At 47.6% G+C, this 16,539-nt stretch carries 15 protein-coding genes and 1 other annotated feature (1 of these 16 only partly in view); of the genes, 12 read left to right on the top strand and 3 right to left on the bottom strand.

Annotated elements, in window-relative coordinates:
* The first annotated feature begins 35 nt into the window (after window positions 1-35).
* The 3 genes from queA to yajC are packed head-to-tail and all read left to right on the top strand — an operon-like array spanning window position 36 to window position 2,548.
* Window positions 36-1,064, top strand: coding sequence for a tRNA preQ1(34) S-adenosylmethionine ribosyltransferase-isomerase QueA (gene queA, locus M1D90_RS07045; protein ID WP_020452420.1), 1,029 nt, complete (start codon window positions 36-38; stop codon window positions 1,062-1,064).
* Between the two features lie 28 nt (window positions 1,065-1,092).
* Window positions 1,093-2,238 carry a tRNA guanosine(34) transglycosylase Tgt gene (tgt, locus tag M1D90_RS07050; protein ID WP_020452419.1) on the top strand — a complete coding sequence of 382 codons (1,146 nt, stop codon included), beginning with the start codon at window positions 1,093-1,095 and terminating at the stop codon, window positions 2,236-2,238.
* A 46-nt stretch (window positions 2,239-2,284) separates the two neighbouring features.
* A complete protein-coding gene (yajC, locus tag M1D90_RS07055; protein ID WP_085959518.1) occupies window positions 2,285-2,548 on the top strand; it encodes a preprotein translocase subunit YajC in 264 nt (87 codons plus the stop codon).
* A gap of 175 nt (window positions 2,549-2,723) precedes the next feature.
* On the opposite strand, the gene M1D90_RS07060 is transcribed toward yajC, so the two are convergent.
* Window positions 2,724-3,107 (bottom strand): TIGR04086 family membrane protein, encoded by a 384-nt coding sequence (locus M1D90_RS07060; RefSeq protein WP_020452418.1) that lies wholly within the window; start codon window positions 3,105-3,107, stop codon window positions 2,724-2,726.
* A gap of 155 nt (window positions 3,108-3,262) precedes the next feature.
* Between M1D90_RS07060 and M1D90_RS07065 the strand changes: the two genes are divergently transcribed.
* Window positions 3,263-3,913: a DUF421 domain-containing protein gene (locus tag M1D90_RS07065; RefSeq protein WP_020452417.1), complete on the top strand. Its 651-nt coding sequence runs from the start codon at window positions 3,263-3,265 to the stop codon at window positions 3,911-3,913.
* Between the two features lie 9 nt (window positions 3,914-3,922).
* Here M1D90_RS07065 and spoVB read toward each other — a convergent pair whose 3' ends face one another.
* On the bottom strand, window positions 3,923-5,476 hold the full coding sequence (gene spoVB / locus M1D90_RS07070; protein ID WP_026579144.1) for a stage V sporulation protein B: 1,554 nt from the start codon (window positions 5,474-5,476) through the stop codon (window positions 3,923-3,925).
* Window positions 5,477-5,593: 117 nt separating this feature from the next.
* On the opposite strand from spoVB, the gene M1D90_RS07075 reads away from it, so the two are divergent.
* The 7 genes from M1D90_RS07075 to dtd all read left to right on the top strand — a co-directional run bounded on the left by M1D90_RS07075 (window position 5,594) and on the right by dtd (window position 14,376).
* On the top strand, window positions 5,594-5,890 hold the full coding sequence (locus M1D90_RS07075; protein WP_023855396.1) for a post-transcriptional regulator: 297 nt from the start codon (window positions 5,594-5,596) through the stop codon (window positions 5,888-5,890).
* 36 nt (window positions 5,891-5,926) lie between these two features.
* Window positions 5,927-8,152, top strand: coding sequence for a protein translocase subunit SecDF (gene secDF / locus M1D90_RS07080; RefSeq protein ID WP_026579145.1), 2,226 nt, complete (start codon window positions 5,927-5,929; stop codon window positions 8,150-8,152).
* 152 nt (window positions 8,153-8,304) lie between these two features.
* A complete protein-coding gene (locus tag M1D90_RS07085; RefSeq protein ID WP_023855393.1) occupies window positions 8,305-8,598 on the top strand; it encodes a LapA family protein in 294 nt (97 codons plus the stop codon).
* 71 nt (window positions 8,599-8,669) lie between these two features.
* Entirely contained in the window at window positions 8,670-11,018 is a 2,349-nt protein-coding gene (recJ, locus tag M1D90_RS07090; RefSeq protein ID WP_025811058.1) for a single-stranded-DNA-specific exonuclease RecJ, read from the top strand.
* A gap of 17 nt (window positions 11,019-11,035) precedes the next feature.
* A complete protein-coding gene (locus M1D90_RS07095) occupies window positions 11,036-11,548 on the top strand; it encodes an adenine phosphoribosyltransferase (RefSeq protein ID WP_023855391.1) in 513 nt (170 codons plus the stop codon).
* A 169-nt stretch (window positions 11,549-11,717) separates the two neighbouring features.
* Complete coding sequence (locus M1D90_RS07100) at window positions 11,718-13,919, top strand: RelA/SpoT family protein (protein WP_023855390.1); 2,202 nt, start codon at window positions 11,718-11,720, stop codon at window positions 13,917-13,919.
* A gap of 13 nt (window positions 13,920-13,932) precedes the next feature.
* Complete coding sequence (gene dtd, locus M1D90_RS07105) at window positions 13,933-14,376, top strand: D-aminoacyl-tRNA deacylase (protein ID WP_020452409.1); 444 nt, start codon at window positions 13,933-13,935, stop codon at window positions 14,374-14,376.
* A 27-nt stretch (window positions 14,377-14,403) separates the two neighbouring features.
* On the opposite strand, the gene M1D90_RS07110 is transcribed toward dtd, so the two are convergent.
* Window positions 14,404-15,975 carry an SH3 domain-containing protein gene (locus M1D90_RS07110; protein WP_026579149.1) on the bottom strand — a complete coding sequence of 524 codons (1,572 nt, stop codon included), beginning with the start codon at window positions 15,973-15,975 and terminating at the stop codon, window positions 14,404-14,406.
* A 142-nt stretch (window positions 15,976-16,117) separates the two neighbouring features.
* On the opposite strand from M1D90_RS07110, the gene M1D90_RS07115 reads away from it, so the two are divergent.
* Window positions 16,118-16,282, top strand: a complete 165-nt coding sequence (locus M1D90_RS07115) for a YrzK family protein (protein WP_023855388.1) — start codon at window positions 16,118-16,120, stop codon at window positions 16,280-16,282.
* A gap of 54 nt (window positions 16,283-16,336) precedes the next feature.
* Window positions 16,337-16,539, top strand: a binding site (T-box leader) (it continues 37 nt past the right edge of the window).

A 16,539-nucleotide genomic window follows, 5' to 3' on the forward strand; every position in this document is an offset into this window, starting at 1 on the left:
CATTCAAGTCTATAGATAGAGTAAGGTGAAAAAAGATGAAAGTAGAATTATTCGATTTTGACTTGCCTGAACGCCTTATCGCACAGGTTCCTTTAAAAGAGCGGGATGCGTCCAGGCTGATGGTGCTGGATAAAAAAACAGGAGAAATCACTCACAGCACGTTTAAGCACGTGATTGATTTTCTGAACGCGGGCGATTGCATCGTGTTGAATGATACGAGGGTGCTACCGGCCCGCTTGTACGGAGTCAAGGAAGAGACGGGCGCAAAGGTTGAAGTTCTTCTGTTAAAACAGGAGGAAGGGGACGTATGGGAAACGCTTGTCAAGCCCGCAAAGCGGGTCAAGCGCGGAACCGTTCTTTCGTTTGGAGACGGCCGTCTAACGGCGGTCTGCACAGAAGAGCTCGAGCACGGCGGAAGAAAAATTGAATTCCGCTATGAAGGAATTTTTTACGAGGTGCTCGAATCGCTCGGCGAAATGCCTCTGCCTCCTTATATTAAAGAACAGCTCGATGACAGAGAGCGCTATCAGACGGTTTACTCAAAGAAACAAGGATCGGCGGCTGCGCCGACGGCCGGGCTGCATTTTACGGAAGAGATTCTGGATGCGCTCAGGAAAAAAGGCGTGCATATTGCGTTTATTACCCTTCACGTCGGGCTCGGGACATTCCGGCCTGTCAGTGCGGAAAATGTAGAGGAACACGATATGCATGCCGAGTTTTATGAAATGTCGGAAGAAACGGCAGCATTGTTAAACCGCGTCAGACAGGAAGGCGGAAAAATCATTTCCGTCGGCACGACATCGACGAGGACGCTTGAGACCATCGCTTCCGAACATGACGGCCGCTTCCGGGAAGCGAGAGGCTGGACATCGATTTTTATTTATCCAGGCTACACATTCCGGGCGATTGACGGGATGATTACCAATTTTCATCTTCCGAAATCGTCCCTCATTATGCTTGTCAGCGCGCTCGCAGGCAGAGAGCATGTGCTTTCTGCCTACCGCACCGCAGTGGAACACGAATACCGCTTCTTCAGCTTCGGAGATGCCATGTTGATCAAATAAAATTCAAAAAGATTGGAGGGCTCATAATTTGTCGCAGCAACCGATACGCTATGAGTTCATAAAAGCATGTAAACAAACAGGAGCAAGACTGGGGAGAGTGCACACCCCGCACGGCTCATTTGAAACGCCGGTGTTTATGCCCGTAGGAACGCTCGCCACCGTTAAAACGATGGCGCCGGAAGAGCTGAAAGAAATGGGTGCAGGCATTATTTTAAGCAATACGTACCACCTTTGGCTGAGACCGGGCCATGACATCGTCAAAGAGGCGGGGGGCCTTCATCAGTTTATGAATTGGGACCGCGCCATTTTGACGGATTCAGGCGGCTTTCAGGTGTTTTCCCTGAGCGAGTTCCGCAAAATCGAAGAGGAAGGCGTTCATTTCCGCAATCATTTAAACGGAGACAAGCTGTTTTTATCTCCTGAAAAAGCGATGGACATCCAAAACGCCCTCGGATCAGATATTATGATGGCGTTTGACGAATGCCCGCCGTACCCGGCAGAGTACGATTATATGAAGAGGTCTGTTGAACGGACGAGCCGCTGGGCGGAAAGGTGCCTGAAAGCTCACAAACGCCCTGACGAGCAAGGGCTTTTCGGAATCGTTCAAGGCGGAGAGTACGAAAACTTGAGAAAACAAAGTGCGAAAGACTTGATTTCACTGGATTTTCCGGGATATGCTATAGGTGGACTATCCGTCGGAGAGCCGAAAGACGTGATGAACCGTGTGCTGGAGTTTACAACTCCGCTGCTTCCTGCGGATAAACCGCGCTATTTAATGGGGGTCGGCTCACCGGACTCTCTGATTGACGGAGCCATCCGCGGAGTGGATATGTTCGATTGCGTGCTGCCGACAAGGATAGCGAGAAACGGTACGCTCATGACGAGCGAAGGGCGTCTCGTCGTGAAAAATGCCAAATATGAAAGAGATTTCAGACCGATCGACGAGCAGTGCGACTGCTATACGTGCCGCAATTACTCGCGCGCTTATATCAGACATTTAATCCGCTGTAACGAAACGTTTGGAATTCGTTTAACTTCTTATCATAATCTTTATTTTCTGTTAAAATTAATGGGGCAAGTCAGAGATGCCATTCGTGAAGATCGTTTAGGTGATTTCCGGGAAGAGTTTTTTGAGCGCTACGGTTTTAATAAACCAAATGCTAAAAGTTTCTGACACATAAACGAAGAAAGCGATAAAGCCATTTGAAAGGGGTGAAAAAATAATGGAGATGCTTGGAACATTACTTCCGATTATTTTAATGTTTGCGGTTCTTTATTTCCTTTTGATCCGTCCGCAGCAAAAGCAGCAGAAGGCTGTCCGCCAGATGCAGGAGGAGCTGAAAAAAGGAGATAAGGTCGTAACGATCGGCGGCCTGCACGGCATCGTTGATTCAATTGACGAAAGCAAGGTTGTCATCAAAACAGGCGACAATACCCGTCTGACATTCGACCGCCGCGCGATCAGAGAGGCGTCAGCAGAATAGCCGAAAGGCTGATACATAAGCATCGGAAATCAGACTGTCGTAGGACGTGAAAACGGCGCTAGCGCCGTTCCTTATGTCTTGATGAAGCCGCAGTTGTTCCTGATGTGACATGGCATAAAAGAAGCCTGATGGGCATGAGAAAAGGGAGCGGTCATCCGCTCCCTTTTTGCTGTCTTTATGCACGGCTCCCCTGCAGATTGACCCCGAAAATCCCGCCCAGCATGCTGACTCCCAAAAAACCGGAATGATAGAGCAGCTGCTTCAAATTGAAGGCTTCGCCAAAGCCGAGATATTGAAACAAAAGCACCGTAAGAGAGAAGCAAAGCGCTGTCAATCCTCCGCTCAGCCACCCTTTTTCCTTCGATTTGCCTCCCGCAATAAAACCGCCGATGAACAAGGTAATAAAAGAAATGGCGGTAATAAACCAGCTGAATGAACTTTCGGTTAATGATGTGAAGGTGAGGAGCAGCGAAATGACCAGGCTTCCCGCAAACATCAAAGCGAAAATAACCGCCAAGCTGTATAAAATCCCTTTGCCGACTTGTTTTGGTTCGTTCATCACGATCCTCCTTTCAATATAGACGGGCTCGTCTTTTTAAATGTATTCTGCACGTTTGGCAAATAGACTAGCTCCCCCGACCTTTTATACATAAAAGCCTCAATTTTACAAAGGCTATGTTTATGATCATGATAGGCGGAAGGAGGCGGGCGGTAATGGATGAAATTTTAGCTCTTACGTTTCGGACGGTCGTTTTGTATTTCATCATCTTTATTTTGTTTCGCTTGATGGGAAAGAGGGAAATAGGCGAGCTGAGCATATTGGATCTTGTCGTTTTTATTATGATGGCCGAAATCGCGGTTTTGGCCATTGAAAATCTCGATGACCACCTTCTCCATACGATCATTCCAATTCTCGTTTTGACGCTGATCCAGGTTATATTTGCATATCTGTCATTGAAAAATCAAAAAATCCGCCGGCTTCTCGATGGAAAACCAACGATTATCATAGACCGCGGAAAAATTGATGAACACGCCATGAGGACACAGCGCTATAATTACGATGATTTGATGACACAGCTGAGAGATAAGAATGTGGAACGAATCGGGGATGTTTCATATGCGATTTTGGAGCCGACCGGGAAGCTTTCAGTGTTTACAAAAGACGGGCCAAACAAAATGATCGAACTGCCGTTGATTGTTGACGGAATGGTTCAAAAAGAACAATTAGAAAAGATCGGGAAAGACCGGGAGTGGCTTGAGCAAAAGCTTGAAAAAAGAGGACACCGCGATCTTTCCAAAATTTCTTATTGCACATATAATAAAGGTTCTTTTTTTATTGACATAAAGGATGAATTTAAACCTTAAAGCGAGAGCTTACGAAATCCAGCGGCCGAACAGCGGAAACCGCTGGATTTCTTCTTTTTTGACCAGCTTGAAGGCGACCAGAAGGAAGACGTAAAGAAAGCTTGTAACCGCGACACACAAAAGCAGGCGCATCGGCTCGGACTGGTCTAAAAAAAGGTGTTCTTTCATCAGAAGGCTTCCCCACCCTGATATCAAAATGACGCCGAAGGATACGATATATTCTTTCAGGTTAATGCTGATGGGAAGTACTTTGCTGACGGTTGCGGCGTGCAGCAGGGTGACGAGGATGATCCCCGTCAAAATCGCCAGCGCAGCCCCCATAATGCCAAGTGAAGGCCGTGAAGCGAGAACAAAAATGAGACCTGTTTTCACAACGGCGCCGACCAGGCTGTTCATCATTGCCGCGCCGGCCAGGTTTAAAGCCTGCAGGACGGCCTGCAGCGGACCTTGGAAATAGTAAAATAAAAAGAATGGAGCCATGATTTTCACATAAATCGCAGCATTTGACGACCCGTACATCACGCTGACCAGCTCATCCGCGTACGAAAACAAAATGACCGCCGATATTCCGCCGCTTAAAAGGCAAAGCCTCATCGCCTGCTCAAGCCTGTATTCCACGACTTGCATTTTTTTCTGTTCGATTCCTTCGCTGATGGCTGGAACGAGCGCCGTAGACAGAGAATATGTGATAAAGCTCGGGAGGGTGAGAAGCGTCAGGGCAAAGCCGGTCAACTCTCCGTACTGGCTCGTTGCGGCGGAAGCGGCGACCCCTGCTATTGCAAGGCTTTGCGCTACGACAATCGGTTCAAAAAACCATGACAGGTTGCCGATAAAACGGCTGCCCGTTGTTGGGAGCGAGACGCTCATCAGCTCGAAAAACGTGGTTCGTCCAGATTTCAGGGATTGGAAAAAACGTTTTCTGATGCGGATTTTCTTTTTGTATTTAAAGGCGACGAACAAATAAAGGAGTGAAGCCAACTCGCCAAACACGGATGACAGCATCGCGCCCGCAGCCGCATATTCGATGCCGAGCGGAAGGAATGCCGTCGTGCATACGGCGACAAGCGATATCCGGACAATTTGTTCGAGAACCTGGGACACGGCAAGCGGCCTCATATTTTGCTTTCCTTGAAAATAGCCCCTCAGCACGCTGGAAACAGCAATGATCGGAACGACCGGTGTAACCGCCAAAAGCGGATAAAGCGTTCTTTTGTCTGTGAGCAGCGTGTCGGCCATCAGCGGGGCGTAGATGAGAAACACCGGAGTAATGACGGCGCTGAGCGTCCCGGTAATTGCAAGAGACATCACTAAAATCTGCTTTGTCTTTCTGTGGTCTCCGCGCGCTTCCGCTTCAGCAACCAACTTGCTGATGGCGACAGGTAGGCCGAACTGGGTGAGGGTGACCGCCAGAAAAAAAGTCGGAGCCGCCATCATATAAAGCCCGACACCTTCACCTCCGATGAACCTTGCGATGACAATCCGGTTGATAAAGCCGAGCATTCTCGTAATCAAACCTGCCGCTATTAAAATGAGCGTTCCTTTTAAAAACGTCTGCTTCGTCATTTCTAGAGTCCCCTGCCTTCTCAAACAACCTTTAATCATATACAATAAGATATGCGCATACATCGTCCAAGCATGACAAGTCTCTCTGAAAAAATGTGAAAGGAGCGTGGCTTTGGCATGGGCAAACATCCGGCTGATCTGTACAAGGATCATTTAAAACCCTTTCTTCACAGCAAGACGGAAGAGTTCAGGATACTCGGTTATGACGATATTGAAATAGAGGAATTGTGGTCATACTTATTGAATAAGAAATGGAAGAAAAAGAAGGATGTTCAAATTCATCAGCTCGCCGGTGATATTTTATCTGTGAAAATTGGCGAATTTATGAACTATGCAACCGTAGAATCGTTTAAAACGTCTAATTTACTCGACAGCAAAGAAGGGCAGAATATGCTCGATGAGCTGCTGAGGTAGCCGTAGATTTTGGTTGATTTAAGGAGGAAATACATAATGAAAAAAGGACGCTTGATTGCGTTTTTCCTTACCGTTCTCTTGATCGGTACGGGACTGGGAATGTTCACGAAGCCGGCTGCAGACAGCATCAGCCTCGGCCTTGACCTTCAGGGCGGTTTTGAGGTTCTGTATGAAGTCCAGCCTGCCAAACAGGGCGACAAAATTGACAGGGACGCCCTCATCAGTACGGTTGAAGCACTGAACCGCCGGGCGAATGTGTTGGGCGTCAGCGAACCGAACATTCAAATCGAAGGAAACAACCGGATCAGGGTTCAGCTTGCCGGCGTCGACAACCAGAACAGGGCGCGGGAAATCTTATCCACACAGGCTCAGCTTACGTTCAGGGATACGAATGACAAAGAGCTTTTGAACGGTTCAGATCTTGTCGAAAACGGTGCTAAACAGTCGTTCAAGCAGGACACAAATGAGCCGATCGTGACGATCAAGCTGAAGGATGCCGATAAATTCGGCGAAGTGACAAAGAAAGTGCTCGATATGAAGCCGAACAACCAGCTCGTCATCTGGCTTGATTACAAAAAAGGCGACTCCTTTAAAAAAGAATCGCAAAAAGCGGATCATAAATACATCTCCGCTCCGAATGTCAGCCAGGTGCTGAACACGTCAGACGTAATGATTGAAGGAAACTTTACGATTCAGGAAGCAAAAGATATGGCGAGCATTTTAAATGCGGGCGCTCTTCCTGTCAAACTCGTTGAAAAGTATTCGACATCCGTCGGCGCGCAGTTTGGGGAGCAGGCTTTGAATGATACCGTGTTTGCGGGAATCGTCGGTATTGCTATTATTTTCTTATTTATGCTTCTTTATTATCGCTTGCCTGGTTTTGTCGCGGTCATTACGCTTTCTGTCTATATCTACATTACACTGCAGATCTTTGACTGGATGAATGCGGTTCTGACCCTTCCGGGGATCGCGGCTCTTATTTTGGGTGTCGGGATGGCGGTTGACGCCAACATCATTACGTACGAACGCATAAAAGAAGAGCTGAAGCTCGGCAAATCGGTACGCTCAGCTTTTAAAGCAGGAAACAGAAGATCATTTGCAACGATCTTTGATGCCAATATTACGACGATGCTTGCCGGAATCGTGCTTTTCATATTTGGTACGAGCTCTGTCAAAGGCTTCGCGACCATGCTGATCCTATCCATTTTGACAAGCTTTATTACAGCTGTCTTCCTGTCGCGCTTCCTGCTCGGCCTGCTGGTCGAAAGCCGCTGGCTTGACCGGAAAAAAGGCTGGTTTGGAGTGCGCAAAAAAGACATCCTGGACATCAGCAAGACAGACGAAAATACTGAGCCTCCGACTCCGTTTACCAAATGGGATTTCGTCGGTAAGCGTAAATGGTTCTTCGTATTTTCCGGAATTATTTTGGCTGCGGGAATTGTCATTCTGCTTGTTTTCAGGCTGAACCTTGGCATCGATTTCTCCAGCGGATCAAGGATCGAAGTGCAAAGCGACCACAAGCTGACGAGCGAAGAGCTGAAAAAAGACTTTGAAGAGGTCGGGTTGACAGCCGATTCAATCGTTCTTTCGGGTGATGATCAAAAACACGGCGTCGCCAGATTTGTCGGCGTTCCGGATCAGAAAAAAATTGCCGAAGTGAAGGATTATTTTAAAGATAAATACGGCTCGGAGCCGAACGTCAGCACAGTATCACCGACCGTCGGAAAAGAGCTGGCGAGAAACGCCCTCTATGCGGTGGCCGTCGCGGCTCTCGGGATCATCCTGTATGTTTCGATCCGCTTTGAATATAAGATGGCAATTGCGGCGATCGCTTCGTTGCTGTACGATGCATTCTTCATCATCGCGGTCTTCAGCATTACAAGGCTCGAGGTGGATATTACGTTTATCGCAGCCGTGCTGACGATTATCGGTTATTCGATCAACGATACGATCGTAACGTTTGACAGAATCAGGGAACAGGTGAAAAAGCGCAAGCCGAAGAGCTTCAGCGATTTATCGCATATTGTGAATCTGAGCTTGCAGCAAACGTTCACTCGTTCGATTAATACGGTGCTGACCGTCGTCATTGTGGTCATTGCGCTCCTCATTTTTGGCGCAGCATCGATTACGAACTTCTCTGTCGCGCTGTTAATCGGGCTGTTGAGTGGAGTGTATTCATCGCTCTACATCGCAGCTCAAGTATGGCTTGTCTGGAAAGGGCGCGACCTGAAAAAGCCGAAGCGCAAGCCTGCAGGAGAATAAATCGAGGACTGCCCGTACTGCCGGGCGGTCCTTTTTTGGTTTGAAGAGAAAAAAGTTGTTTTGGCGGCTTTCTATCGATCTTCTTTTTGTTTAAAATGGGAGCAGAGCGGGAAAATAACGCTAGAAAACGACGCGAATGGAGAGAGTATCTCATGAACAAACAATGGACGTTAATCTCTGCACTTATTTTTACATTAATTGTTGCTGTTTTCGCGGTCATTAATGTTGAACCGGTGAAGGTTGATTTTCTTTTTGGAACGGCAGAATGGCCTTTGATCCTGGTCATTTTGGTATCGGTATTGATGGGGGCGCTCATTATCGGCTCGGCCGGCGCTTTCCAGATCATGCGGCTGAAAAAAGAGCTGAAGGCGCTCAAGAGAGAAGAACGGGTAAAGTATCCTGAACTTGAAGCCGAATCGGCGGCCCCTGAAAATCAGAAAGACTAGAAAGATTGCACGAAATAAATTGAATCCCCTCATGCTGCTCTAGTATAATAGTGTGGTTGAGGGGTGAATTTATGTTAGCGTCAAAAATGCGTTGGGACGTGCAAACGCCCGACAAAGAAAAGGTGGAGCAGCTCGCCGGAAGATTAGGCATTACTCCCCTTGCCGCCTCATTGCTTGTCATGAGAGGTTACGATACAGCCGACAAAGCATCTTCATTTTTAAATGGCAAGGATGCAGTTTTTCACGATCCTTATCTGCTGAAAGATATGGAAAAAGCTGTACAGCGAATCAAACAGGCAATTTCAGATCAAGAAAAGATTATGATTTACGGCGATTATGATGCGGACGGTGTGACAAGCACGACTGTCCTTTTGCAAATGTTGAAAAAATGTTCAGCACAAGCCGATTTTTATATACCTGACCGCTTTAAAGAAGGGTACGGCCCGAACGAAGCGGCCTTTCGCGGGATCAAAGAATCAGGCTATTCATTGATCATCACAGTTGACACAGGCATTGCCGCCGTTCATGAAGCTGAAGTCGCTAAAGAGCTTGGCGTCGATTTGATCATTACGGATCACCATGAGCCGGGACCCGTTTTGCCGGATGCCTATGCGATCATTCATCCGAAGCAGCCGGGCTGCGGCTATCCATTTAAAGAGCTTGCCGGCGTCGGTGTCGCATTTAAGCTAGCCCACGCTTTGAACGGAGAGCTCCCGGAAGATTTGCTCGACCTTTGTGCGATCGGCACGATTGCCGACCTTGTGCCGCTTCATGATGAAAACAGGCAGATTGCCAAGCGCGGCATGGAACAGTTCAGGAGAACGAAGCGCCCCGGATTAAAGGCGCTGACCAAAATTGCCGGAGCGGAGATACATAGTGCGGATGAAGAGACCATCGGTTTTCAAATTGCGCCCCGCTTAAACGCGGTCGGCAGAATTGAACAGGCTGACCCGGCCGTTTACCTCCTGAACACAAAAGACGAAACAGAAGCGGAAGAGCTGGCCGAAGATATCAACGCCTTGAACAAGGAGCGCCAAAAAATCGTCAATCAGATGACAGAGGAAGCCGTTCAGATGATCGAGGAGGAAGGCCTTGATCAGCCGGTGATCGTCGCGGCGCGGCCGGGCTGGAATCCCGGCGTCGTCGGAATCGTGGCTTCAAAGCTTGTCGAGCGGTATTACAGGCCCGCCATCGTTCTCGGTATCGATGAAGAAAAAGGCATTGCCAAAGGATCTGCGCGCAGCATCAAAGGATTTGATTTATTTCAAAATCTCTCGGAGTGCCGGGATATTCTCCCGCACTTCGGCGGGCACCCGATGGCAGCCGGAATGACGCTCAACCTGGAAGATGTTTCGGCACTAAGGGAGAGAATCAACCGTCAGGCTGAAGCGGTTCTGACCGAGGAAGATTTTATTCCCGTCCAAGACGTCGATTTGTGCTGCCGGCTCGAAGATATCACGGTTGACAGCATTGCCGAAATGAACATGCTGGCGCCGTTCGGCACGGGAAATCCGAAGCCCTTCGTCCTTGTCAGCGACGTTAAAATTGATGATTCCAGGAAAATCGGCGCCAACAAGAATCACTTGAAGCTTGTGCTGGCAGACGGCGAGAACAAGCTTGATTGCATCGGATTTTATAAAGGCGCCATCGAAGACGGGATCGTTCCTGGAGCAAAGATCTCGATTGTCGGGGAACTGTCGATTAACGAGTGGAATAACAGAAAAAAACCGCAGCTGATGATCAAAGATGCAGCCGTCAATGAATGGCAGCTGTTTGATCTGCGGGGAAAACGGTCATGGGAAGAAAAAATATTGCAGCTGGATCCTGCGAAACGGGCGTGCATCTGCTTCCGTGAGGAAACCAAAGCGAAGCTTGCGGGGACAGGCCTTGAAGAAGAGCTGACCGTCATCAGCGGTCCTGAAGATGCAGAGCGTCTCGTCCTTGAGAGCCGCTATGCGGTATTTATAGATATTCCGCCGTCGCTCGACATCTTTGACCAAGTGATAAAAGGCAAAAAACTGGAGCGCATTTATCTGATTTTTTATCAATCAGACGAACATTTTTTCTCAACATTTCCAACTAGGGAATATTTTAAATGGTACTATGCTTTCCTCCTGAAAAGAGGTTCTTTTGACTTGCCGAAATACGGCGGGGAGCTTGCCAGACATAAAGGCTGGACAAAAGACACAATTGATTTTATGACAAAGGTGTTTTTTGAGCTCGGTTTTGTTACAATAGAGAATGGTGTTTTATCTGTTGTTTATCATGCCGAAAAGCGCGATCTGACAGATTCTGAAACCTACCGGGAAAAACAGCGCCTGATTGAATTGGAGCAAAAGCTCATTTATTCTTCGGCGGATGAGCTTAAACAGTGGCTGGATAAGCGGATGGCGGAAAACGCCGTCGCTTATAAAGTATGAGGAGGACATGAAGACAGATGGATTTGAAGAAGTATGTGACAATTGTGCCGGACTACCCGAAGGAAGGCGTACAATTTAAAGATATTACAACATTGATGGACAAAGGCGACGTCTATCGCTACGCGACAGATCAAATTGTAACGTATGCGAAAGAAAAAGAGATCGATCTTGTCGTGGGACCTGAAGCGAGAGGATTTATCATCGGCTGCCCTGTCGCATATTCGCTCGGGGTAGGATTTGCGCCTGTCCGCAAAGAAGGCAAACTGCCGCGTGAAGTCATCAAAGTCGACTACGGATTGGAATATGGAAAAGATGTCCTGACCATCCATAAAGATGCCATTAAACCGGGGCAGCGCGTCTTGATCACTGACGACCTGCTTGCAACCGGCGGAACGATCGAAGCAACGATCAAGCTGGTTGAAGAGCTTGGCGGCGTCGTAGCCGGAATCGCTTTCCTGATCGAACTGACATATCTTGAAGGAAGAAATAAACTGGACGGATATGATATTTTAACCTTGATGCAATACTAAACAAATTTTATACTATAAAAAGCACTCATAAAAAGCGGGTGCTTTTTTTCCTATTCATATAGTATTCCGGGGCCGGCAAAAGTCCTTTTGAATTTCTTCTCTTTACATCTGTGACATTTTTCTTGATAATAATTACAATACAGTTTTCAATTATAAAAAAGGTGATTCCATGGCGAACGAACAAGTATTAACCGCTGAGCAAGTCATTGAGAAGGCGAAAAGTTACCTTTCCGATGAACATGTTGCTTTTATAAAAAAGGCTTATCAGTACGCGGAAGACGCACATCGCGAACAATACCGCAAATCGGGCGAGCCGTATATTATCCATCCGATCCAGGTCGCGGGTATCCTCGTCGATTTGGAAATGGACCCCGCCACAATAGCGGGAGGATTTCTCCATGATGTGGTGGAAGATACGAGCGTAACGCTTGAAGATTTAAAGGAAGCATTCAACGAAGAAGTTGCGATGCTTGTCGACGGCGTCACGAAGCTTGGGAAAATTAAATATAAATCACAGGAAGAACAGCAGGCAGAAAATCATCGGAAAATGTTTGTGGCTATGGCTCAGGACATCCGCGTCATTTTGATCAAGCTGGCGGACCGCCTTCACAACATGAGAACCTTGAAGCACCTGCCGCAGGAAAAGCAGCGCAGAATTTCAAATGAGACGCTTGAAATATTTGCTCCGCTGGCTCATCGCCTTGGGATTTCAAAAATAAAGTGGGAGCTTGAGGATACCGCTTTACGCTATTTAAATCCACAGCAATATTACCGGATCGTCAATTTGATGAAGAAAAAGCGGGCCGAAAGGGAATTGTACGTCGAAGAGGTCGTAAACGAAGTGAAAAGCCGCGTCGAAGAGGTCAATATTAAAGCGGACTTTTCCGGCCGGCCGAAGCATATTTACAGCATCTACAGAAAGATGGCGATGCAAAACAAGCAATTCAATGAAATTTACGACTTGCTCGCAGTCCGGATCCTCGTCAACAGCATCAAGGACTGCTACGCGGTTCTAGGCATCATTCATACATGCTGGAAGCCGATGCCGGGCAGATTTAAAGACTATATCGCAATGCCGAAGCCGAACATGTACCAGTCCCTCCACACTACCGTCATCGGGCCGAAGGGGGATCCGCTGGAAGTCCAGATCAGGACGTTTGAAATGCACGAAATTGCGGAATACGGAATCGCGGCCCACTGGGCTTACAAAGAAGGCAAAAATGTCAATGAAGATTCAAGCTTTGATAAAAAGCTTTCCTGGTTCCGCGAAATTTTGGAATTTCAAAATGAGTCGAGCGATGCCGAAGAATTTATGGAATCTCTAAAAATCGATTTGTTTTCCGACATGGTGTTCGTTTTTACGCCGAAAGGGGACGTCATTGAATTGCCGTCAGGCTCTGTGCCGATCGACTTTTCGTACCGGATCCATTCAGAAATAGGCAATAAAACGATCGGGGCGAAAGTAAACGGAAAAATGGTCACGCTTGATTACAAGCTGCGCACAGGGGATATCGTAGAAATTCTGACATCCAAGCATTCGTACGGTCCGAGCCAGGACTGGATCAACCTTGCGCAGACATCTCAGGCTAAGCATAAAATCCGCCAGTTCTTTAAAAAGCAGCGCAGAGAGGAAAATGTCGAAAAAGGCAGAGAACTGGTTGAAAAAGAAATTAAAAACCTGGACTTTGAAGTGAAGGACGTCTTAACTGTTGAGAATCTGCAGAAAGTCGCCGACAAGTTCAATTTTGCCAATGAAGAAGACATGTATGCCGCAGTCGGCTATAACGGCATTACAGCCGCTCAAGTTGCAAACCGTCTGACGGAAAAAGAACGGAAAATCAGAGATCAGGAAGAACAGGTGAAAAGCGTTCAAGATGTAACACCTGAACCGAAACCTTACCAAGGGAAAAAACGCGAAGCGGGTGTTCGCGTCAAAGGCGTTGACAACCTTCTGATCAGACTGTCAAAATGCTGCAACCCCGTTCCGGGAGATCCGATCGTCGGATTCATTACAAAAGGCCGTGGTGTATCCGTCCATCGCGAGGACTGCCCGAATGTTTTAACAAATGAAGCGCTCGACCGGCTGATTCAAGTAGAATGGGAGCATGAGCCGCAGACGCAGCGGAGAAAAGAATATAACGTCGAAATCGAAATTCTTGGCTATGACCGCCGCGGCCTTCTTAATGAAGTTCTTCAGGCCGTTAATGAGACAAAAACAAATATTTCATCTGTGTCAGGTAAATCGGACCGCAATAAAGTGGCGACGATCCATATGGCCATCTTCATTCAAAATATTAATCATTTGCATAAAGTGGTTGAACGGATCAAACAGATCAAAGATATCTACTCCGTGCGCAGGGTGATGAATTAGGAGGAAAAGCGTCATGAGATTAGTTGTTCAGCGCGTCACAGATGCAAGCGTTTCGGTAGGAGGCGAGACTGTCGGTCAAATCGGCCTCGGCTTGATGGTGCTTGTCGGCGTGACGCATGAGGATACGAGCGAAGATGCCGCATATTTGGCGGAAAAGCTAGTCAATCTGCGGATTTTTGAAGATGAAGGCGAAAAGATGAACCTGTCGCTTTTAGATGTCGGAGGCTCCGTTTTATCGGTTTCTCAGTTTACCTTGTACGGCGACACGAAAAAAGGAAGACGGCCGAATTTTACAAAAGCGGCAAAGCCCGATCAGGCGCTTCAGTTATACGAGGAGTGGAACAGCATGCTTCGCGCAAAAGGCGTTGCTGTCGAAACGGGAAGATTTGGCGAAATGATGGATGTCAAGCTGACAAATTCGGGTCCCGTCACCTTTATTATGGATTCGAAAGCATAAAAAAGCTCCCATTTGGGAGCTTTTTTATTAGTTAAAATAGTTTTCTAAGCCGCTTCTAATGCCGTCTGTCACTCTTTCTCTATAAGCGTTCGTGCTGACAACCGCTTCTTCTTGAGGATGGCTCAAGTAGCCGAGTTCAAACAATGCGGCGGGCTGTTTATTTTCTCTTAATACGAAGTAGTCCCCGAATAATACACCGCGGCTAGGCAGAGGCGAGTGTTTTTCGATCTCGGACTGAACGTCTGCTGCGAGCTTCCGGTCTTTTGACGGGCTGTAGTAATAGGCGGTATTTCCCCTTACGGACGCGTTTGCAAAACTATCATAATGAATGCTGATAAAAGCGTCGGCGTTTCGGTAATGAGAGGTCGCGACCCGCGACTGAAGGCTGACGAAAGAATCGTCATTCCGCGTCATATAGACGTTGACGCCATCGGCTCTCAGTTTCGCGGCAAGAAGCGTTGCTGTTTTGATGGTCAGCCGTTTTTCGAGCGTCCCCCGCGTTCCGATTGTCCCGCTGTCATGTCCGCCGTGTCCGGCATCGATGACAACCGTTTTATTTTTGATTGTGCCGCTCGCGCTTGACCGCTTTGCCAAAGGCGGTGCTGCGCTTTTCGAATCTCCGGCTGAGCCAGACTGGTCAGCGGTCTGAACGACCCAGTTTGCCACATAGGCGGAATCGCCGTTTGACAGTTTGATTTCATACCAGTCGCCTTTTGCAGAGACGATCGGATAAGACTCGCCTTTCCCTGCGCGCTTGACGATCGCTGAGGATGTCGAAGGCCCGCTTCTAACATTTGTGCCTTCATACACGATGGTGGCCTGCTGTTTTGACCCGGAGCCGCTGCTTGTTTCCGAAGTTCCGCTTTTCTGTTTGGGTCCTTCGAGAATATAGTGGCTTGCGACCCAGCCCTTTTGACCATTAAATTCGATTTCATACCAGCCGTGCTGTTCGTTTAAAATCGTCACACTTGCATTCCGTTGAAGCGACGCAATAATCCGTCCCTGATGGGAAGCTGTGCTTCTGACATTTAAGGTGGATACGCCGACCGTTCCTGATTTTGTTGATGAAGCGCGTGATGAAGACGATTGAGACTGTTTTGCTCCTGAACCTTGATTGACATAGTCTGAATGGACCCAGCCAGTGATGTTCTGATAGGAAATCTTTACCCAGTTTCCGTCGGTCTTTAGCAGGTCAGCCTGTTCTCCTTCAGGGAATACGCCTTGGACTTCATATGAAGTGCCGGGGCCTTTTCTGATTCTCAGGTTTGCTTCGGAAGATGTGACTTTTCCCGCCGCTGAATCAGAGCCGTTGGAGACTTGGCTTTTTTTCTTGATCAGCCAGGATACAACCCATCCTTTTTGTCCGCCGTTCAGCTGGATCTGGACCCAATCCCCGCGCTCTTCAAGAATCGGATAGCTTTCATTCCGGCTGACGACGCTGACGATTTCATGGCTCAGTCCGGGTCCGCTCCTGACATTGATTTCATCGGTGGCAATCACGGCTTCCCCGATGGCTGCAGAAGCTGTGTTTGACGATGTATAAAAGGCTGCTTGTGCTGCCAGCATCATCGATAGGATCAATACTGTTCTTTTTTTCATATTGTTACCCATCTCCTCCTTTCGGTAAAAAACTTGGAACACTACTTCTTCTTCTATATCGTATATTCCTTGCCGTTTTTTTAATAAAATGAAAATGATTTGTTTATACTATAGAAAAAAGATATCAAAAGGATGTTGTTGTGTGAGGTATAATCAAAGAATGGGCAGAGCGATCCATGAGCAAGATGCAAATCTGCATCTAAAGGATCATGCGGATCCGGAGCAAGCCGGCTTTATGGAAGAAACGGCGACTGAGCTGGGGCTCGCGTCCAAAGAATCAATTCAGAATAAAAAGAACCGCAAATAGGGTTGACATGCACACTTAACACTCGTATTATAATATAAATTAGTGTACATATGAGTTGAACTGAAGATGGAGAATAGTAGGCAAGAGTACGTGAAAAGAGAGGAACCGCCCTGGGCTGAAAGCGGTCTGCACGGTATCTTGACCGAATGAACACTCCGAAGGTTTCCCGCTGAAAGCCCGGCAGAACTTGCGAGCAATTAGGCGGCGGACGTGAACCTGCGTTAAAGGCATGAGCGGGAACGGGTTGATCGTTCCAA

The organism is Bacillus sp. JZ34 (assembly GCF_053903205.1).